This is a genomic window from Clostridium sp. Marseille-Q7071, from assembly GCF_965112025.1.
Genome location: NZ_CBCOPR010000001.1, coordinates 2,516,145 through 2,537,703, shown reverse-complemented (window position 1 = coordinate 2,537,703; position 21,559 = coordinate 2,516,145). Strand labels below are relative to the sequence as shown.

Sequence of the window (21,559 nt, the reverse complement as noted above, 5' to 3'; positions counted from 1 at the left end):
TCCCCGTAGAACTTATTTATTCTACAAGGATTGCTTTATAATTATTATGAAGATATACTCCATCTGCTAGATTGATGTTGTAAATTCCAAAGACGAGAATATAATCCTTTTTGAGAAATTAACTCATCGTGGATGCCCTGCTCTACAACTTCTCCATTATCTAAAACAATAATATTATCTGCTTCACAAATAGTTTTTAGTCTATGTGCAACTACAATAACTGTTCTTCCTTGAATAAGTTCATTTATTGCTTTTTGTATATCCACTTCATTTTCTGGATCCAATGATGCAGTTGCTTCATCTAATAGTACTACTGGTGCATCCTTTAGTATTGCCCTAGCAATAGAAATACGTTGCTTTTCACCACCAGAAAGAGTAGAACCTCCTTCTCCTACAGGCGTATCGTATCCTTGAGGAAGCTTCATAATAAAATCATGACAGCATGCTCTTTTCGCCGCTTCTTCTACTTCACTTTGCGTTGCGTTCTCTTTACCAAATCTTATGTTATTTCCAATGGTATCTTGAAAAAGATATACATCTTGAAATACCATAGAAACTTTTTTAAGAAGTGCTTCTGGCTCTAATTTTTTCATATTTTCATTCCCTATAAGAACTTCACCTTTCTGCGGATCATAAAAACGAGCTATTAATTTTAAAATAGTACTCTTTCCACTGCCGGAAGGTCCCACCAATGCAGTTAATGAGCCCTCTGACATTTTCACAGAAATATCTTTAAGAACACTATTACTTCCATACCCGAATGTAACATTTTTAAATTCAATATCATGACCTTCAGATGGCATTTTATCTCCTGATAAAACAGGCTCATTTAATAAATTTACAATTCTTTCTCCTGCCTGCTGATCATAATTAATTTCTGAGAAATCTCCAAGTGCTGTAGTTAAAGGATCAAATACCCTTGTACCTACAATTAAAAATGTAACGAAGGTTATAATATCCAATTTCCCACCTAAAAGTAAATGTGTACCCACAAATACCATTACTGTAAGTCCTGCTCTAATACATGCTAACGCCGTCAACACTATTGGTTGCAAAAATCCTTCTATTTTTATACTTTCAATCATAAACTGTCTAAATGCCTTTTCAAGACGAGTAAATCTTTCTCCTGTTAAATTATACGCTTTAATAGTTCCTATACCGTTTAAATACTCCTGTAATCTATTAGCAGCATATATTTTAGATTCCATATGTCTCTTACCTACTCTTTTTTGTAATTTAGAAGTAGCTTTTATAATCAAAGTTCCTACAGGTAGCGCCACAAACATGGCAATAGCCATACGCCAATCCAGAAATAACAATCCAATAAAAGCAATCACCGGCATAACTAATGCTCCCACTAATTGAGGCATAAGGTGAGATATACAATGTTCTATTAGAGCAAAGTCACCCATCATCATATTTCCAAGATCACCAGGATCTCTACTTGTCAAATATCCAAGTGGTAATTGTCTTAAATGTTCAGCTAATTTTGCCCTTCCCTCGGCAGCAACTATAAATGCTCCTCTATACGCTGACTTATAAGCCGGTATTTCTCCTAAAAACATTATTATCATGGATACAAATAATGCACCACAGGTTAACCACAGCTTACCTATATCAAGAGCTGTTCCAGTTGAATAGGATTCAAATATTATCTTTGCTGCTGTTATCGCTAAAGTAAAAGGTAAGATATTTAGAACATTAGATAGAACTGAAAAGAAAATTGGTTTTTTTAACTTTTCTGGATTTCCAGCAGTTATATTATAAAGGATCTTCATGCTATACTACCTCCCTTTTCAAGCTTCCATTTTCCTGCATCAGTATATGCATCCCACATTTTTTTATAAAGTCCATTATTGGCTTTTAATTTTTGATGTGTACCTTTTTCTACAATACATCCTTCATTTAGAACAATAATTTGTTCTGAATCTTGTATAGATGAAAGTCTATGAGCAATAACTATTACAGTTTTATTTCTCATCAGTTCTTTAAGTGCTAATTGCATTTGATACTCATTTTCTGGGTCGGCAAAAGCTGTTGCTTCATCAAGTACTAAAATAGGGGAGTTTTTAAGTATAGCTCTTGCTACAGATACTCTCTGTTCTTCGCCACCAGAAAGATAAGTTCCACCTTCTCCTATAAGAGTATCATATCCATTTGGAAATCTTTCAATAAAATCATGACATTGTGCAGCCTTTGCAGCCGCATACACTTCCTCTTTAGTTGCATCAGGCCTTCCTACTAAAATATTTTCATAAATAGTATCATAAAATAAAAATGAATCTTGAAAAACAAAGGACACTGTATCCATTAAATTCTCTATACTCATATCTCGTATATCCACTCCACCTATAGTGATGGAACCCTTTTTTACATCCCAAAATCTAGGAATTAAATTTGCAATTGTAGATTTTCCTGAACCAGAAGGCCCTACAAGAGCAGTTACTTTTCCTTGCTCTGCTTTAAAATTTATATTTGAAAGTGCTTCCTTACGTATTGAGTTTCCAGTTGAATCATAACTAAAGGATACATTTTGAAATTTAATATCAAATTTTTTTGGTGTTTTAGGATTCTTTACTTCTGGCATAGCTTCTTCGTTAAGAATTTTATCTATACGTTCAACGCCTTCAGAAATATCTCCTATTGTAGAAGCAAAATTAGCAAACTTATACATAGGAGCTGATACTCCTGGTGCCATAATTAGAAAGAAAAGTAACGTTAACGCAAATGCCATGTTTTCAGGTTTTCCACTTAAAATATATACACCTACAGGTAAAATAAAGGTTAAAGAGGATCCTAGCATTACTTTGAAAAAAACATAGCTATTTTGAAACTGATCTGTATATCTTACACAATAATCTCTGTAACTTATCATATCATCATAAAATTTTCTAAAAGAATGGACAGTTTGTCCAAATATCTTTATAACTGGCATACCTCTTACATATTGTACAGTTGATCCATTAATTCTCTCTAATGAATCATGATAAAACTTTAAGTTTTCTTTAGCTTTTTCACCAGTTCTCATTCTAGATTGAACAAAGAAACCTAAAAATAGCGGTACAATGCAAGCAATTGCAAGCAGTGAACTCAGATAAAACATTGCTATTATCATTACTACTGTTGTAGCTAATACATTAACTAAATCTGGTAATTGATGAGCAACAAAGTTCTCAATTTTTTCTACGTTTTGTTCCATAGTTTTTTTAATTGCTCCTGTAGAGTTTTTAGTAAAATATCCAAGTGGAAGCTTTCCTATGTGAGTTGAAAGTTTTACACGTAAGCCATATAATATACGATAAGCCGCCATATGGGAACATAACCCTGAAAAATACATAGTTATAATTCCACCAATTAATCCTATTAATGCTATAGTACCCCAATGCATCATCAATGCTCCATCAGCTAAAGACGGATTAAAAGCATTCTTTAACAATTCTGCAAGTATAAAATAAATAGATATATAAGGTACAAGCATACAAATAGCACTAATAGATGATAAATTCCTGAAATAATTAGTAACCCTCGTTTTTCTCCAGCAATTTCTAATAAACGAGGGATTCCTGTTTTTTTCTTTTCCAAAATTTTTACCTCCTTTATATTGAAAATATTGTACATTTAATTTTTTTAATTTTTTATTATGTATGAAGCTTACTATTTTCATTACATACACTGCATAGACCATAAAATATAATATTATAGTTATTTATTTTAAACTTATTATTATTTTCTATTGTGCGTTCTACTTTGTTTAAAAGTTCAGCTTCAATCTCTATAATCTTTTTGCAATTTAAACATATTAAATGTGGATGATATCCTTTTGAACCTATAGGAATAATCTCATATTTAGTAAAACCATCACCTAAATCAATCTCATGCAAAAAACCTATTTTTTTTAGTAAAAGTACAGTTCTATATACCGTTGCAATACCTATATCAGCTATGGTGATTTTTACAAGATCATAGATATCTTTTACAGATAAATGATCAAATTTATTTTCTATAATAACATTGACTATTGCTTTCCTTTGAACAGTTAATCTGTAGCCTCTCTCCATCAATTTGTTTTTTGTATATTTTACTTCTTCCAGTGATAGTTTTGACATTTAATTCTTCTCCTTTTCCTTTATACATATCATCTTAGGCATCTGAAAGAAAATAACTATTTAAAGATGCTTAAGATGCTAATATACTAGCTGTTTTCTTGAAGTTGCTTTAATATTATTGAAGGTAAATATACTTTACTTGCTTAATACACCTCCTCTATAAATTGATATTTTAATTTTCTTCAAAAATATTATTGATAATGATTATCCCTATCATTTATTATAAAAGAACTAATTCTTCCTCTCTACTCATATAAGGATTTAAAAAGACGAAAAAAGGATTATTAAATAAAAAATTGCTGTTATCATTTTTTACACAGCAATTTTTTAATATTCTATATATCATTGTTTAACTACATTTTGTAAATATTCCTTTGGGTTAACTCCAAACTTCTTACGAAAAGCTGAAGCAAAATGGCTTGCATTTGCATATCCCACTAGGCTTACAACTTCACTAACCTGCATATTCTTTTTTTCTAACAATAAACGAGCTGTTTCTAATCTCTTATCGATAACATATGCATATACAGTATCACCAAATATCTCTTTAAATCCATTTTTCAGCTTAAATTCGTTAAGACATATCATTTTAGATAAACGCGTTAATGTAGGTGGATCTACTAAACTATTGTCTAAAATCTCTTTAGCTTTATAAAGGCTTGCTACATCCTCATTAGAAAGCTTTATTGAATTACGCTTTTCTTGCTGATAAATTCTTTCATTGAGATATATTGCAAGAATCTCAAGTATTTTACCTTCCATATAAATATTTTTTAATCCTTTTTCATATGGACAATTCAGTATTTGTTGTAAAACAACCTGTATAGATGGTGTAATCTTATCCCTATAGAATATTTCATCCTTTTTACCATTACAAAATGTATTCCATTCTTTTTCAATATTCTCTGTTATTTGATAAAATCTCTTAGGATGAATTTTAATCTCCATAAAGTTAAAGTTTCGGTCAGGTAAATAAGTGCATCTTTTTATATTCTCTCTATTTTTAGCTTTAGCGAAAAAACTCTCTCCGCTAGAAAGTTCAAATTGATCTTTATTCCGTTTAAATTCCCATTCTATTCCATCTCCTACACAAAAAAACATATCTATATGTGGGGTCTTTGAAATACCTTGCACCTCCATCTTTTTATGAAAAGTCATATTAAAATCTATAATTTGAATATTTTCATAAGAAACAATTTGCTTCAAGTACCCATGCCCTATTTCTTTAGGAATCTCGAATTCATAGCCATTCGCTTCTAAATTATATATATTAGTAAGATCTTTACAAACAGAACATTTTCCCTCTACTATATTTGTTATGTCATATTCCCTCATCCCTTTATTAAGCATAGTAATTCACTCCCTTTTGTTATTATGCTTTTATTATTATCATAGTCTTTTGCTTTATATTAATGAGTGTAAAAGTCGGCAAAAATATATCATATTTTTAAATCTCTGTTATACTATATATGATATTAAACACAATATAATGATAATAATAATCATTTTCATTATATATTTTTAAAATATGCAGCTATTAAAAGCTGCTTTATATTATAAATAAAAAAACTATTTTATTAAAATAACATTACCTAATATGTATTATACTAATTGCAATCATCATTATCAACACATCCATAACAAAAATTCTTCCATTTCTTTTAATAACTACTATTAAATCACTTTCATCAATTGCTTCCATTATAATCTCATATATCCATTATATCATTTTCCTTTAAGGGACGGTTCATTTTTATTCTTACATTCTTATTAAACATATAATGTAATTTGAAATATAATTGTGAACCGTCCCTTAGATATAATTTTGCTAATGAAACTATCTCTTTTCTTAAAAGAATCTGTTACATTTTCACATTACTAAAAGTTTTTCAAAGCATATTCTCATAGCTAATATCTTTAAATATAAAAAAATTTAATCATTTTTACTATATATAAATATATAAAATTTTTATCCTTAAATTAAGTGTTTAGCACATTCAACTTAAAATGAATTTCATAATTATAAATATTTTATACGATACATTAATTTGAATTAATTATACATTTTTTTCTATAATTTTCATAAAATCTCATTTACATTTTTACAATTTCATGCTAATATTACATATTGTTATGCTTTACAACATAATTTTACATTAAAAAGGAAGGATTGTTTTTATGAAAAAATTAAAAAATTTACTTTTATTAACGGCTGTTTTAGCTGTATTTGCTTTTGGAGGTTGTTCTTCTAAAGAAAAAACAGAACCTGTAGAGCCTATGAAAGCTAGCTTTGAAACTAAAGATTACGATGGAAAGAATTTCACTGCATCAATCCCTGCAAATTGGGAAGTTGATGAAACAACAATGGCTCCTATGGTAGCATTTTTAAACGTTTCCGAAAGTACTGAAAATTTTACTTCTAATGCTAATGTTAACATATTAGACTTGCCTAAAGAAGACTTAGGAGACATGAGTAAATACGTTGAACTTTTAAAGAAGGAGCTTGAAAATACTCAAGAAGGACTTATTTTTAATGTAACTAATTCTGAAGTTATAAATCTTCCAAGTGGACAAGGTGCTTTATTTGAATTAGACATAAAGCTTTCATCTGAAACAATTAAAGCTTTAGTAGATAGCAATAAACTTGATAAAGAATGGTTAGACATACTTAATAAAACTGGTTCTATAGATGCTTTAAAAGATGAAGTATATTATAAACAAATTCAAATACACATGCCACAGAATAACAAAATGGCTGTAATCGGTTATGCTTTCACACCGGCTAGCTCTGCAAACAATAAAGAAATAACTACTTATTTAGCTCATCATCTTAAAGTAAAATAAAATTTATATCAAAATCTATATACAAAAGTCTACTTACTTTTAATGTAAGTAGGCTTTTTCCATATTTATATTTGAGGGACGGTTCATTTTTATTCTCATATTTTTATACAATACTATAATTCATTTTAAATATAATTATGAACCGTCCCTTAAATTAAATGTAAATGAATATAAATGAATAAAGATTAAATATTATTGTTTATTATAATCAAGTATATGTAGATCTATTGTTATTTTAATTTTTATCATAAATATTTCTAAACTTGTCCCTTTTTTCTTTATAAGCATAATATTAATATATAAAGATATTTTTTATATTAGCATGCTGTTCTTTTAAGATTAATTTCTACTAATTCATCTAACATATTTTTATAAAATTTATCTTTAATTATCAGTTCTACTCCATATTTGCAAAGTATAGATACATTAGATTGTGTTATGTTCTTTAGTGTTTTGCATATTTCTTTTTGGCTTTTGCCACTGAACTGAGTTAAAAAAACTGTATATATGGCCTTTGCCTGTCTACTTTTTCTTCTATGTTTTAATTTTAACTCTATCTCATCAACTCCTGTTTTTTCACATACAAAATTGCTTATTTCTTTTTCTGAACAATTTCTAAGCAAAATAACCTTTTCACTTCTATATTCTGATTTATCATTTTCAAATTCCATTTCTTTAAGCTTTTCTTTCTCTATATCAAACATAGCTTTATAGTAGTTCTCTCTTGCTCTTCTTTTTCTTCTCCCAAAGAAACTCATTATATATTCTTCATTACAAATATTAAATCTGTTTTTTTCTAATCCTAAATACAGTGATAAACTTGAATACATATAATCTTCTGGTTTTTCTTTGTATTCTTTTATATCTACTGGATTTCTATGTATATATTTAGAAACTTCTATTAAGTATGTATCGCTATTTATGGGCTTGCTTTTATATCTGTCTCTAAATACTGGTCCGTTATGCTTCTTACACTTTCTAAGATATCCTCCATATCTTAAGTTAAATTTTTTCATCATTTTACTTAAATCTCCGCCATTAATGTCTATCAAAAAATGAGTATGGGTATCCATTAAGCAATAGGCATAAACCTTAAAATTTTCTTCAATCTGCAATTTTCTTAAGATTTGAAGCATTTTTTCTTTATCTTTATCATCATAAAATAAAGGTTTATCAGGAAAACTTCTAGTCATAACATGATATATTCCACTTTCACTTAATACTCTAGCTACTCTGGCCATAAAAATCCCTCCAATTATCATAGTTTTTTATAATTATTGCCATTGTCAAAAACCATAAACACTATTTTCATATGATAACTTAAAAATATTGATATTTTAAATGAACCGTCCCTAATATAAAAGCTGTTATCTAAATTCCGATCCCTTTCACTATATATAACTTTGTACTATAATAAAAATATATTAAATTAAATATGGAGGGTTATTATGCTAAGAACAATCGCTTGGTACACGCATTTTGCAGCAAGTTTACTTGGGAAAACTCCTCAAATGTATAAGGTGAAATCTTTAGAAAAGCAAGGTAAAATAGATGATAAAATAGATTATGTTCACAAAGTTACATCTAAGTGGGCAATGTCTCATGTGAAAATGAGTGGTGCAAAGGTCACAGTAATTGGACAAGAAAACATACCTAAGCATATACCTGTAGTTTTTATGAGTAATCACCAAAGTAACTTTGATATTGCACTATTTATGAGTTATATTAATAAACCTAAAGGATATATTGCCAAAGTTGAGATGGAAAAAGTTCCACTGATTCGTACATGGATGAAATACATGAACTGTGTATTTATGGATAGAAGCAATTTGAGGAAGTCAGCACAAGCAATCATAGAAGGTGTACAAACATTAAAAGAAGGATATTCCCTTGTTATTTTCCCAGAAGGCACAAGAAGTAAAAGTGATATAATGGGAGAATTTAAAGCTGGGAGCTTTAAATTGGCTACTAAAGCAAAGGTACCAATTGTACCAGTTACAATCCAAGGATCGTATAAACTAATGGAACAAAACGGTAATAGAATTAAACCGGCAGATGTTAAAATAATTATTCATCCAATGATAGAAACCGCAGAACTAACAAAAGAAGAACTGGATAATCTACCTACTCAGGTAAAACAAATTATCGGGAGCAAATTGCCTAAATTATAAAAAATCAAAATACACACTAGTTTCTTAGAAATTTCTAGTGTGTATTTTTAAATACTGTGATTTTTAACATAAAAGATTATTTCAAAATATAAAATAAATCATGAACCGTCCCTTTCATATCACATTATCGAAGATTATCTTCATCAGAAAAATTTCGTGCTTCGTTAATTCCCATCTCAACTAAAAATAATTCTTCTAGATAATCCATAGTTATGCCTTTGTTATCAGTAAAAAAATTATTTAGATTCTCTCTATCATTTTTTACTAAAACAATAGAATCCAATTCTTGCTCCATATTTTGATTGTACAAATTTTCATTATGTTCATCAAATAATTTAATAATTTCTTTTGAAGACAAATTTAGTTTTATTTTGAAACATATATTTATAAAAGATAAATTTTTTATTGTTATGAAATAACTTGAGTTTACGCTTTCAACTTTAGATTTATCATCTAAATCTAATCCTATTTCTTCTTTAACTTCTCTTTTTATACCTTCTATAGGATGAAGTTCATTTTCTATAAAATCCTCTTTACTAATAGCTCCCCCAATAAACTTAATGTTACCTGGTAAAGAAGTATCACTTGACATTTTTCCTAAAACATAATAATTATCATTTGTAATAAAAAGAGCACTAGTTGCAATGGATCTACATATATATTCTCCTTGAAAATCTTGCTTTACAGTATATAAATAGTGTGCATAATCAGTTTTTAAAATTCTAAAAATTAGACAATTGTCATTTTCAAATTTTATACTTGATATAGTATATAATTCTCCATTTGTATATTTTTTTCCGGAATTAATCAATTCATTCCAATTTTTTTTAATTTCTCTATTCAAATAGTTAGGTAATTCAACATTTCTTTCCTCATAAATAAATTTATATTTTGGTAGCATGCTATAAATTGAGTTACTAAGCATAATATAATCCCCTTTACATTCTTTAATAATTTATATTTGTCTAAATGTGTAAATTATCTTTCTTAAATTTATACTCCTAATATATTCATTATCTTTAAGTTCTTCAATTACCATATCATCAATATAATTGATTTATCCTAGACGCCTATTCTAAATTACTTAATATTATAATTATGTCTTATTCGTTAATTGCTAATGCTAGATAAAGCCTTAATAAATTTACTGCTAACTTATGTTTTTTAGAGAAGGATTCATCTCAATTTTATAAGATATTAAAATATAATTTATAAAATAAATTATGAACCGTCCCTTACAATTATTAAATATCTTTAAAATACTTATCAATTAAATAATTTTGATTTATTGTTATTATGTTATTTGGAATTTCTTTGTTTAATGAACATACTGCCATTTTATATTCTGATTCAATATTAAATTTTTTAAAATTACATTTCTTTAGTTCATTTTTTGTAATCAACTCAATATTTTCGTATTCATCTATATTAATAGAAAATGATTTTAAGGGTATTATTAAGCCTCTTCCATATGCTTTAATATAACTTTCTTTCAACGTCCATATTTCATAAAATTTATCTATTTGAGCTTGTAAATCTCCTTTTAATATAAAATCACATTCGTCTTTGGAAAAGAAACTTTGAGCTATCCCCTTATGATCAATAGATTCTATTTTTTCAATATCAATCCCTATAGGTTTATTATCAATTGCACATACTACAAAGTCACCTGAATGAGAAAGGTTGAAATTAAAGTTAGAATAGCCTTTTAAATATGGTTTCCCCTGTTCATTTTTTTCAAATATTATATCTCTATTATTTATATTTAAGTTTTCGAAAATTATATTCCTAATTAAAATCTCTGAAATTAAAGATCTGATTTTATCTTTTTTATTTATAAACTTATTTATCTTATATTTTTTCTCTGCATCAATGTATCTAGTTAAGTTATTTAATTCTGACTCACTAATATCTAAAATTTTTACAACATAAATTTTCATAAAACTCTCTCACCTACGTCTTTATTATTTATAATTACTATTATACACAGATGTTATGTAATATTTTGTAATATATTGTTTTTTTACATAGTTTATATTCATAAGACGTTTTATGTATAATAAAAAATGACATCAGAAATAGATAAAATTACTATTAATCTATTTACAAAAAATAAATTGTATCTTACAATAAACTTCTTGGAATTATTTCTATGCCATTAAAAATAAAATCTATATAAATCACTCTGAAACTTTTGATGTTCTAAAGAAATAGTGCTTATATGAATTGCTATAATAATTATAGATATCAATAGAATAATAAAAAAAGATGATCCCTGCACAATACAGAAATCATCTTCTTAATTCAACATAACCTTTTTTAAGCGTTTTATAAGGTATATTTTAAAATTTAATTATCAAAGCTCTTCTATTTGCTTATAATGTTTCTATTCCAATTACATTATACTTTTCAGTATTAATGGCATTTTTTATAGCTTCATCACTTACATCCGCTGCTGTATCAAGTAGAACATATTTATCTGATAGATTTATATCTACATTAGTTACGCCCTCTACATTAGTTAATGCTTCTTTTACATGTTTAGCACAATTTTCACACTTCATACCTTCAACTAATATTTTCTTTTTCATCTTATTTTCCCCTTTCAAATTTGATTTTTTATTTAATCTATTATAATATTTATAAATTATTTGTTAATCGTTTTTAGCTTATTATTTAACTGGCTTAAATCTTTTTAGTCTTAAAGCATTCATTAATACTGATACAGAGCTAAGACTCATTGCTGCTCCCGCTATCATAGGATTTAATAGTGGTCCTCCAAAGATATGAAGAACTCCCATAGCTATTGGTATTCCTAATGTATTATATCCAAATGCCCAGAATAGATTTTCTTTAATATTTTTAATAGTATTTTTGCTTAACTGTATAGCTGTAGGAACATCCATTAAATCACTTCTCATAAGAACTATATCTGCAGATTCCATAGCAACGTCTGTTCCTGAACCTATAGCTATACCTATGTCTGCTTGTGCTAATGCTGGAGCATCGTTTATACCATCACCAACCATTGCAACTTTTTTACCTTCAGCTTGAAGTTTTTTAACTTCATTTGCCTTATCTTGTGGTAAAACTTCTGCTAGAATTCTATCTATTCCAACTTGTTTAGCTATAGCTTCAGCAGTTCTTTTATTATCACCAGTTATCATTGCTACTTCAATTCCCATTTGATGAAGCTTTTCTATTGCTTTTTTACTATTTTCCTTAACAGTATCAGCAACAGCAATGATTCCAGCCATCTTATTGTTTATAGCTATATACATTGGGGTTTTTCCTTCTCCTGCTAATTTATTAGAAGTTGCTTCTAGATTTTCTAATGATATCTTGCTTTCCACCATAAGTTTTCTGTTTCCAAGTAAGATATCTTTGCCATCTATTTTAACTTCAATTCCATGACCTGGGATAGCTTTAAAGAAATCAAGCTTCTTAAACTCTAATCCTTTTTCTTCAGCGCCTTTTACAATTGCTTCACCAAGTGGATGTTCTGATCCTTTTTCTGCTGATGCAGCTAATTGTAATAAATCATTTTCTGTTATACCATTTGTAACAACTACATCTGTAACCTTTGGCTTACCTTCTGTAATAGTACCTGTTTTATCAAATACTATTGTCTTTATTTTGTGAGCAGTTTCTAGTGCAGCACCACTCTTTATTAAAACACCATGTTCAGCACCTTTACCTGTACCAACCATAATAGCTGTTGGTGTTGCTAAACCTAAAGCACAAGGACACGCAATAACTAGTACAGAGATAAATATTGTAAGTGAGAATATTTCTGATTCTCCACCAATGAAATACCATGCTAAACCTGAAATAACTGCTAAGGTAATAACTATTGGAACAAAGTATCCTGAAATAACATCTGCAAGTTTTGCAATTGGAGCTTTAGAACCCTGAGCATCTTCTACAAGCTTTATAATTTGCGCTAAAGCTGTATCTTTACCAACTTTAGTAGCCTTATATTTTATAGTACCATTTTTATTTATACTTGCACCAATAATCTTATCGCCAACATTCTTTTCTACTGGAATACTTTCCCCTGTCAGCATTGACTCATCTACAGAAGTAGTCCCCTCTACAACTTCTCCATCTACTGGCATCTTTTCTCCTGGTTTAACTACTATTACATCGCCTACTTCTACTTCTTCAATAGTAATTTCTACTTCTTTTCCGCTTCTTATGACTATAGCTGTTTTAGGGGCAAGTCCCATTAGCTTCTTTATAGCTTCTGAAGTCTTTCCTTTGGAAACTGCCTCTAAATATTTACCAAGAGTTATTAAAGTAATAATTACAGCTGCTGACTCAAAGTATAAGTCATGAGCATACTCATGGTGTCCACCAAAAATTTTAACTGTAGCAAATACACCATAAAGAACTGCTGCAGATGTACCTATTGCAATAAGTGAATCCATATTAGGACTTCTTTTAAACAATGCCTTAAATCCAACTGTATAGAATCTATTTCCAGCAATTATTACAGGCAATGTAAGTAATAATTGAGTTAAAGCAAATGCTATTGGGTTAATATTGGGATTAATGAAGTCTGGAAGAGGAAGTCCTACCATATGTCCCATAGATACATATAGTAATGGCACTGCAAATATTGTAGATATAATGAACTTTCTCCATAAAAGTTTCATTTCTTTTTCTTTTCTCTCTTTATCTGTATCTACTGTTGTTTCTTCTTCTCTTGCTTTATAACCTGCTTTTTCTATTGCTTTCTTTATATCTGAAACCTTTATCTTTGAAGGCTCATAGCTTATGCTTAACTTCTCAGTTGGATAATTAACATTTGCTTCTGTAACTCCATTAAGTTTTCTAGTTGCCCGTTCTACTGCTTTTGCACAGGATGCACAGGTCATTCCTTCTATTTTCAAAATTTTATTTGTGGAATCAGTAATGGCCTTATATCCCGCTTTCTTAACAGTTTCTTGAATATCTGCTACAGAAATCTTTGTTTCATCAAAGCTTATATTTAGTTTTTCTGTAGCAAAGTTAACATTTGATTCTGTTACACCTTTTAGCTTTTTAGTGGCCCTTTCTACAGCCTTTGCACAAGATGCACAGGTCATTCCTTCTATTTTTAATACTTTATTTGCCATATATTTTCCCTCCTTAATTTAATAATAAAGTATTTTATTTACCAAGTACTTTTGATAAAAGCTCTATAACTTCAGCTATTTTCTCACCTGCCTTATAATGCTGAAAAGCTTCCATAACACAGTGGTCCATATGCTGTCTTAAAATCATCAAATTAGCTTTTTTTTAAAAGTGATTGCGAAGCGATTATTTGATTTGACACATCTACACAATATCGCTCTTCTTCTATCATTTTAATAATAGCTTCAATTTGACCCCTAGATATTTTTAGAGCCTTTACTGCTTCTTTTTTTCTTTGTTCGCTTTTCACCTCCATACCCCCACTGGGTGTGGGTGTACTTTTATAATATTCCTAATAACTAAATCTGTCAACACTTTTTTATAAAAATTTTCATCGAGTTTTTATTTATATTAGTTATTAAGCAGAATCAAATTACATTTTATCGACTGATATTTATATCAAATTTTTAGATATATTAACTAGCAAAGCCATTATTCTCTGTATAATAGATATAGGCATATCTACAAACCCCTCTAGGCATAAATAACAATAAGCATTTTTTTCTTTTACTATTATGGTTTTATATAAATTTAAGATTGCTAAATCTAACATTCACTTTATTAATAGGAAATACATAATTGTTAAAAATAAATACTAAATAAAATGCCGCTAACTAAGATAAAAAGCTTGATTAATAGCCTTTTCTTTTTTAATTTCATGAAATAATTTTCATTATGATTAATTTTACGTATAAAAATAAGACCTACCATCGATAAGTCTTTTTACAAACGTTAAATATTGATTGTCATATATAAAAAATTATATATACCTACTGCATCTTTGCTAGAGATAATTTTTATTTTATATTATATAACGCTTATACTAACTCTTAAATCTACGTTTTTATTATACCTAAAAGAGGGTCCATTTTAATTCTTCTAAAAGGATAAGAATTAAAATGAACCGTCCCTTAAATACAAGATAAATTTTCATGAAATCTCTTATTATACATTTGCATTTATAGTAACTACTAAAATGTTACATATTTATTCACACTATCCTATAAAATTTATTATACATCTCTTCAAAGAATTTTTTTGTCGTTTTTTGCAATGAATACTCTATATTATCAGTGCCTTCATCATAAGAATTTTTTGGCTGTGACCATATATTAATTAATGACCAAAAAATACACCCTAAGCCTAGGACTATAATTCCTAGACTTAAGACTTTTACTAATGATAACTTAAATTTACTCATGACGCTTTTTAAATACAAATACACCTGCACCTAGTAATGATAATATAGAACCTGCTAGTAATATTCCGTATGTATTTGTAGCAGTATTGGGAAGTCCCCTTTTCCAACTGTAGTCACTTTTGTCCCTTTATTTGACCCTGTTTTTCTGCTGACCCTGGTTTCCCTGTTGATTCTGATTTCCCTGTTGATCCTGGCTTTCATTTGACCCTGGTTTTTTAGTATCATCTGCAATCTCTACCCAAATAGGATTTGTAACTGCATAGTGACCTTTTCCATCAGTTGCAACAAAACTATACCATGTATTTTTTGTTGGTTTTACATCTAGTTTATAGTTAACAGCATCTTGTGTATTATCGAAGTCTTTTGATGCAATAATCTTACCTTCGCTGTAAACATCAATATGATTTAATCCATTAACAGCTTGGATTTCTGTATTTAGTGTGTATTTTTTACCTGCTTTGACTTTTTGTGTTGTACCAAACATTGTGTTTGCTTTTGGTGTAAATATAGGTCCCATTGTTACATAACTATGACCATCTTTTATTGTTTGAAGATACTTTTCAGTTGTATTTTCCCCCTCAATATGAGCATATAATCTGATAATTCCTGGGTATAATCCTGAAGTTACATCGTGTTGGTCTGAACCTGCACTTAAGTATTTTTTAATACCTTTATTCCAATATCCCATTGCAGAATCTAATGCTCTTTTATCCATGTTAGTACTATCAGTTAAATCAATTGTAGATTGTAATTCAAGTAAATCGAAATCTTCAGTACCTTCATCATATCCACCTTTAACGCTATCTCTATTATAGAAGAAACCATATTCTGTATATGGATGATTAACAACTACAAGAGCACCCATATCATGTCCAGCTTTAATTATTTCTGCTGGAGTTAAGTCTGGAGAAATCGGATTCTTTGTATAATCAGCACCTAAAATACCCCAATGACCCCAACCTGGAGAAACTTCAATACTTGGAATAAATGGTCTGTTACCTTCTTTGGCTAATTCAGCCATAAGAGGATCATTTACTACTGCATCATGATCAGAAACAAGGTTATAATTTAAACCTGCTGCAACTTGAGCTTTATATAGTTCTTTAACTGGTGTTGCACCATCACCAAAGTCTGCATGTTGATGGTTGTCCATACTATACCAATTTCTTGAATTTGTTTTTATTAATGTAGGAAGTACAACTTCTTCATTAAGCGTTTCACCCGGCTTTATTGTTTTTGTTATTGTAGCTGGAAGTGATTCATAATCACTGGCACGTGTAATTATAAACGTCACAGGATTCTCAGGAGCTGATACCTCAAATTTAGCTTCATGTGTTTTTGGATCTGTAAAGAATACATTTCCCCCAAGTGTTTTAAATGTTGATGTAATTCCTGATACAGTTACCTTGAAATCAACTGGATTTCCATTTTCATCAACAGCTTTAAGAGAAGCTTGAGCTCCATCTTTAACCATAAAATTTAAGGTTGAATTTTCTGTTAGGCTTAACTTCTGAATATCTGACGGTGTATATCCCTTAGCTTCAACATGAACCTCATATTCATCTTTTGGTAAATCAAATTCAAAGTGACCATTTTCATCTGTTATTTTCCAAGCAAATGGCTGCATAATATCTTTTTTAAGTTGTTCTTTACCATGAGATTTTACAGTTTCCTTATAAGAACCTTTTTTACTAATTACTACAAATGCATCTTTTACAGAATTTCCTTTCGAATCCTTAACTACACCGTTTACATTCGCTGATTGAATTGTTGGATCTTTTTCTATGAAACGTTCAATAATAGGTGTTGTTTCACCTTTATCTGAGACTAAAATTTCACCTGTATAAATACAGCTCTTTCCTGGTTCAATTGTATTATTTACATAGACATCCTTATATCCACTTGACCCTTTATATGTATTTGCCCCATCTAATTGAACGGAAACAGCATAATTTTTATCATAAGTTACAACGTAATTTCCAAATCTTTCATTAACATCTTTATCAGCACCAATTCCGATACCAGTTATTTTTTTGTCCGGATAATATCCAAAAGGCCCAAAAGTGCTAGCAGCTAAAGTACTAATTGAATATCCTCCATACATGTTTTCATAAACATCATTTCCTTTTGGATTTTCAACAGTTGTTTTTAAACCAATATAATTTTTACCATCTTCTAATGTATACTCAATTGTGACATTTAAAGGTAATTTATGTCCTGCCGTCCAATATCTTGTTTTAGCAGTAACAACAACCTTATTCTCTTCTATTTTGTATGTAATATTTTCCTTTGGATTTTTCTGTAGATTTTCACCATTAAATGCTCCTGTAGATGTCCAGTAATTGTTTAGAAATTCAATATCATTTACTAAATCAACACCAAATTTGCCATCTTTCATAATAGCAACATCAAGGATACTTCCATTTGTCATGTTCCAGTAGTTATTTGTTCCTACTGCAAAAGATGCAGCAATTTTATCATTGTATATTGTAAAATCGTCTGCGTGAATAGCCATACCTTGATTAATAGGTGTAGCACCCTTAACAACTCCAACATCTGCCTTGACAGGCCTTGTTAATAACATTGAACACAATGCATAAGCACCCAATAACAACGATAATTTTAATTTCTTAGATTTCATAACTATGTCCCCCTTAATTCGGCTAATAAAAAATTTTATATTAATTAAAAAATTAATAATCAAAGTTAATTTGTTTCTATTTCATACTTGAGTTAATAAAAAAACATGTAAATTATATTAATTAATTGATAGGTAAAAAATACAATATAACCTATATTAATTCTTTTTATTGTAAATTTTAACACAACTCCCAATAAAATCAAAGTATTTTTTATATTTTAAATTTTCAGCTCATTAAATTAAATTGTAAATTAATATTAATAAAAAAATCCATTCAATATAATATATCGTAGAATATGGCTGAACAGTTAAGCCTAAATTATTTAGTATGTCAAAAAGTCCTAATCACTATTTATATAGCAATTAGGACTTTATACCTTACTTATTTCTTGTTTTAACATTTCAATGAACTCCTCTGAATAGAATTATTTCTTTTTTCAAGCTTAATCATTCATAATCAATGAATTCAAACTCTTTTCTTCTTCCTTTTCTCAATCTTTTTCTATTCTTTTTTGAATAAGCAAAAAACTCACAGGCATAGCCTGTGAGCTCTAAAATCAAATCTTTTTTATAAAAACAGAGGTTTATTATTTAGTTATAATTACTTGCTTAGCTTCACAACTGCCTCACAATGCGGCGTATGTGGGAACATATCTTTAAGCTTAACTTTTTCTACCACATAGCCATTTGCTGTTAACACTTGTAAATCTGTTGCTAAAGTTTTTGGATTACAGGATACATATATTATTTCCTTTGCATTAAACTTTATTACATAGTCTAGTGCTACTGGATGTACTCCTGCTCTTGGCGGATCTAAGATTATTATGTCTGGTTTTGCAGTTATATTTTGTATTACCTTTGCTACATCCCCAGCTATAAATTCACAGTTGTTTAAATTATTTAATTTAGCATTTTCTTTTGCTGCTTCTACTGCTTCTTCTATTAGCTCTATTCCTATTACCTTTTTAGCATTTGGAGCTACAATCTGTCCTATGGTGCCCGTTCCACAGTATAAATCAAATACTACTTTTGAATCTGAATCTCCTAAGAAATCTCTTACTATACTATAGAGTTTTTCTGCTCCTTTTGTATTAGTTTGGAAAAAAGCAAAAGGATTTATTTTAAAGTTTAATCCTAATAAGTTCTCTATTATATATTCTCTTCCATAAAGTACTTCTACTTTATCTGCTTGAACTACATCAGATAGAGAATCATTTAATGTATGTATTATTCCTGTAATTTTTCCTGTGAGTTTTAAAGATTTCAACTCTTCTATGTAAGATATAAAATCATATTCCCTCTGAGTTGTAGTTACTATATTTACAAGAATTTCTCCTGTATTTATTGCCTTTCTTATCACTAGGTTTCTTAGATATCCCTCATGTTTTAACACTTTATAATATGGAAGATCTGTTTTTCTAAAATGCTCTAGAGTTGCATATAATATAGCTCTAAAATCTTCATCAACAATTTTGCATTTATCTACTGTTATTATACTAAAATTTCGATTTTTAACGTGCATTCCTAAAGTAAGTTCTCCACCTTTTTCCATATCTCCAAAGGTAAACTCCATCTTATTTCTATACTCTAACTCCTTTGGACTTCCTTCAATTCCTAAAAATTCATATCCAGTTATGTCTGCATTATCTAAAAGCTTTAATATCTGTTCACTTTTAAGTTCTAGTTGTTTTTCATAAGATAAAAATGCATGGCTACATCCACCACATTGATTAGATATTTCACAATGAGGAGTTATTTTATAATCTACATCCTCTAAAACTTCTATTAATTTAGCTTCTACTCCATTAGAATTTCTCTTAGTAACTTTTGCTCTTACCTTTTGTCCTGGTAATGTATTTTTTATAGCTACTTTTTCTCCTTCATAAAAGGCAACACCCTTACCTGGAAATTCTGTAGTTTCTATTAAAAATTCATATTCTTTTCTTTTTCTCACTAGTATCTTCTCCTATTCTTTAATACACAACTTAAGAAATTAGGAATTATCAATGGACAATTTAAAAATTAGTTTGGCTAAAGTTGATACCTTCTTAAATTCTCTTATAATTTATTAATGATTACTCTTCATTATCAATGATTGGTTGTAAATTATTGTTCTCTTCTTCACTTTTTACTAATTTTAACTTTGAAGCTTTTTGTCCAAAAGTCATTCCATTCTTTTTTAATGTCATTACAACATTATATATTATATATGTAATTAAGTATAATACCAATATAGTTTGAATTTTTTCTGCAACAAAATACCCAAATAATCTTAATACAAAGTCTAATATAACGGTACTGAAAGCTGAAATTCCTAGCATAACTAATAAATCTATTATTGTAGTTTTGAATATTTCCTTAAAGCTTATTATATGTTCATTATTATTGCTCATTTTATCTCTCCTTATTTAATTATAATTTTAACTTCTTTATGTATAATACTAATGAAAAAAATATTTATTTTAGGCATATGCAAGAAAATAACTAGCTAATATGATAGTATTTTAGAAATCCCCTTCTAAATATCATAGATACCCTTTATAATATTACATGGACTATGTATTGTTAGGGGTGTTAATATGTTAGCTAAATTAATTTTTTTATCTATTGCTTGTTTTGCTGCTGCATTTATTGATGCTATAGCAGGTGGTGGAGGACTTATAAGTCTACCAGCCTACTTAATGGCAGGAGTATCTCCACATCTTAGCCTTGGAACTAATAAATTTGCTTCTACTACCGGTTCTTTTACTAGTGCTTATAAGTTCGGAAAATCTGGTTTTATTAACTTTAAGCTATTAAAGTTCCTTGTACCATTTACTTTAATAGGTTCTGTATTAGGCGTTAAAACCGTATTATTAATTGATCAAGAATTCCTTTATCCCTTAGTATTAGCTTTAGTTTTTGGCATAGGAATATACACATTGTTTTCAAAAAATATAGGTAGTGAAGATAATTTTTCTGGCCTTACAAAGAAAAATATAATAATTGGTATATGCTTTGCATTTTTACTTGGCTTTTATGATGGATTTTTCGGTCCAGGTACAGGTTCTTTTTTAGTATTTGGATTAATAAAAATTTATAAATTTGATTTTTTACATGCTTCTGCTAATAGCAAATGTTTGAACTTTGCAAGCAATATCTCTGCACTAATTACTTTCGCTCTAAGTAATTCTATTGATTATAAGATTGGAGCAGTAGTAGCAATATTTATGATATTGGGTGCACAAGTAGGTACAAAACTTGCCATTAATAAAGGTTCTAAAATAATAAAGCCTATATTTGTAACCATGTCTTTAGCTGTTGCAATAAAAATGCTCTTTAGTTTACTGTAAACAAAAACTATGACAATTTCATGACAAAATAAAATAGATGTTCATATTGGGTTATTATAAACATCTATTTAAGACATCTTGAAAAA

13 protein-coding genes and 4 pseudogenes are annotated in these 21,559 nt (G+C 28.8%); 3 read left to right on the top strand and 14 right to left on the bottom strand.

What is annotated here, in order from left to right; genetic code table 11:
- Positions 1 to 44 precede the first annotated feature (44 nt).
- The 4 genes and pseudogenes from ACWPW7_RS11905 to ACWPW7_RS11890 all read right to left on the bottom strand — a co-directional run bounded on the left by ACWPW7_RS11905 (position 45) and on the right by ACWPW7_RS11890 (position 5,456).
- On the bottom strand, positions 45 to 1,778 hold the full coding sequence (locus ACWPW7_RS11905; RefSeq protein ID WP_454053672.1) for an ABC transporter ATP-binding protein: 1,734 nt from the start codon (positions 1,776 to 1,778) through the stop codon (positions 45 to 47).
- Positions 1,775 to 3,582: pseudogene (locus ACWPW7_RS11900) on the bottom strand (ABC transporter ATP-binding protein). Before ACWPW7_RS11900 ends, ACWPW7_RS11905 begins: the two are co-directional and overlap by 4 nt.
- Positions 3,583 to 3,638: 56 nt before the next feature.
- Entirely contained in the window at positions 3,639 to 4,106 is a 468-nt protein-coding gene (locus ACWPW7_RS11895) for a Fur family transcriptional regulator (RefSeq protein ID WP_454053671.1), read from the bottom strand.
- A gap of 342 nt (positions 4,107 to 4,448) precedes the next feature.
- Positions 4,449 to 5,456, bottom strand: coding sequence for a helix-turn-helix transcriptional regulator (locus ACWPW7_RS11890; protein WP_454053670.1), 1,008 nt, complete (start codon positions 5,454 to 5,456; stop codon positions 4,449 to 4,451).
- Positions 5,457 to 6,284: 828 nt separating this feature from the next.
- Between ACWPW7_RS11890 and ACWPW7_RS11885 the strand changes: the two genes are divergently transcribed.
- Positions 6,285 to 6,950, top strand: coding sequence for a hypothetical protein (locus tag ACWPW7_RS11885; RefSeq protein WP_291566367.1), 666 nt, complete (start codon positions 6,285 to 6,287; stop codon positions 6,948 to 6,950).
- Between the two features lie 317 nt (positions 6,951 to 7,267).
- On the opposite strand, the gene ACWPW7_RS11880 is transcribed toward ACWPW7_RS11885, so the two are convergent.
- A complete protein-coding gene (locus ACWPW7_RS11880) occupies positions 7,268 to 8,191 on the bottom strand; it encodes a transposase (protein WP_454053669.1) in 924 nt (307 codons plus the stop codon).
- Between the two features lie 207 nt (positions 8,192 to 8,398).
- Between ACWPW7_RS11880 and ACWPW7_RS11875 the strand changes: the two genes are divergently transcribed.
- On the top strand, positions 8,399 to 9,121 hold the full coding sequence (locus ACWPW7_RS11875) for a lysophospholipid acyltransferase family protein (RefSeq protein WP_454053668.1): 723 nt from the start codon (positions 8,399 to 8,401) through the stop codon (positions 9,119 to 9,121).
- 124 nt (positions 9,122 to 9,245) lie between these two features.
- Here the strand turns inward: ACWPW7_RS11875 and ACWPW7_RS11870 are convergent, their stop codons facing one another.
- The 9 genes and pseudogenes from ACWPW7_RS11870 to ACWPW7_RS11830 all read right to left on the bottom strand — a co-directional run bounded on the left by ACWPW7_RS11870 (position 9,246) and on the right by ACWPW7_RS11830 (position 20,534).
- Entirely contained in the window at positions 9,246 to 10,046 is an 801-nt protein-coding gene (locus ACWPW7_RS11870) for a hypothetical protein (RefSeq protein WP_454053667.1), read from the bottom strand.
- Positions 10,047 to 10,365: 319 nt separating this feature from the next.
- Positions 10,366 to 11,061, bottom strand: coding sequence for a 4'-phosphopantetheinyl transferase family protein (locus ACWPW7_RS11865; protein ID WP_454053666.1), 696 nt, complete (start codon positions 11,059 to 11,061; stop codon positions 10,366 to 10,368).
- 435 nt (positions 11,062 to 11,496) lie between these two features.
- A complete protein-coding gene (locus ACWPW7_RS11860) occupies positions 11,497 to 11,712 on the bottom strand; it encodes a heavy-metal-associated domain-containing protein (protein WP_291566354.1) in 216 nt (71 codons plus the stop codon).
- Positions 11,713 to 11,793: 81 nt separating this feature from the next.
- Positions 11,794 to 14,241, bottom strand: a complete 2,448-nt coding sequence (locus ACWPW7_RS11855) for a heavy metal translocating P-type ATPase (protein ID WP_454053665.1) — start codon at positions 14,239 to 14,241, stop codon at positions 11,794 to 11,796.
- 34 nt (positions 14,242 to 14,275) lie between these two features.
- Positions 14,276 to 14,555 (bottom strand): annotated as a pseudogene (locus ACWPW7_RS11850) (metal-sensing transcriptional repressor).
- Positions 14,556 to 15,356: 801 nt separating this feature from the next.
- Positions 15,357 to 15,518, bottom strand: a pseudogene (locus ACWPW7_RS11845) (class D sortase); the annotation flags it as partial.
- Positions 15,493 to 18,141, bottom strand: a pseudogene (locus ACWPW7_RS11840) (CehA/McbA family metallohydrolase). The pseudogenes ACWPW7_RS11845 and ACWPW7_RS11840, both read right to left, overlap by 26 nt.
- Before the next feature lie 601 nt (positions 18,142 to 18,742).
- Positions 18,743 to 20,095 (bottom strand): 23S rRNA (uracil(1939)-C(5))-methyltransferase RlmD, encoded by a 1,353-nt coding sequence (gene rlmD, locus ACWPW7_RS11835; RefSeq protein WP_454053664.1) that lies wholly within the window; start codon positions 20,093 to 20,095, stop codon positions 18,743 to 18,745.
- 121 nt (positions 20,096 to 20,216) lie between these two features.
- Positions 20,217 to 20,534 carry an RDD family protein gene (locus ACWPW7_RS11830; protein WP_454053663.1) on the bottom strand — a complete coding sequence of 106 codons (318 nt, stop codon included), beginning with the start codon at positions 20,532 to 20,534 and terminating at the stop codon, positions 20,217 to 20,219.
- 186 nt (positions 20,535 to 20,720) lie between these two features.
- On the opposite strand from ACWPW7_RS11830, the gene ACWPW7_RS11825 reads away from it, so the two are divergent.
- Entirely contained in the window at positions 20,721 to 21,473 is a 753-nt protein-coding gene (locus ACWPW7_RS11825; protein ID WP_454053662.1) for a sulfite exporter TauE/SafE family protein, read from the top strand.
- The last annotated feature ends 86 nt before the right edge of the window (positions 21,474 to 21,559 follow it).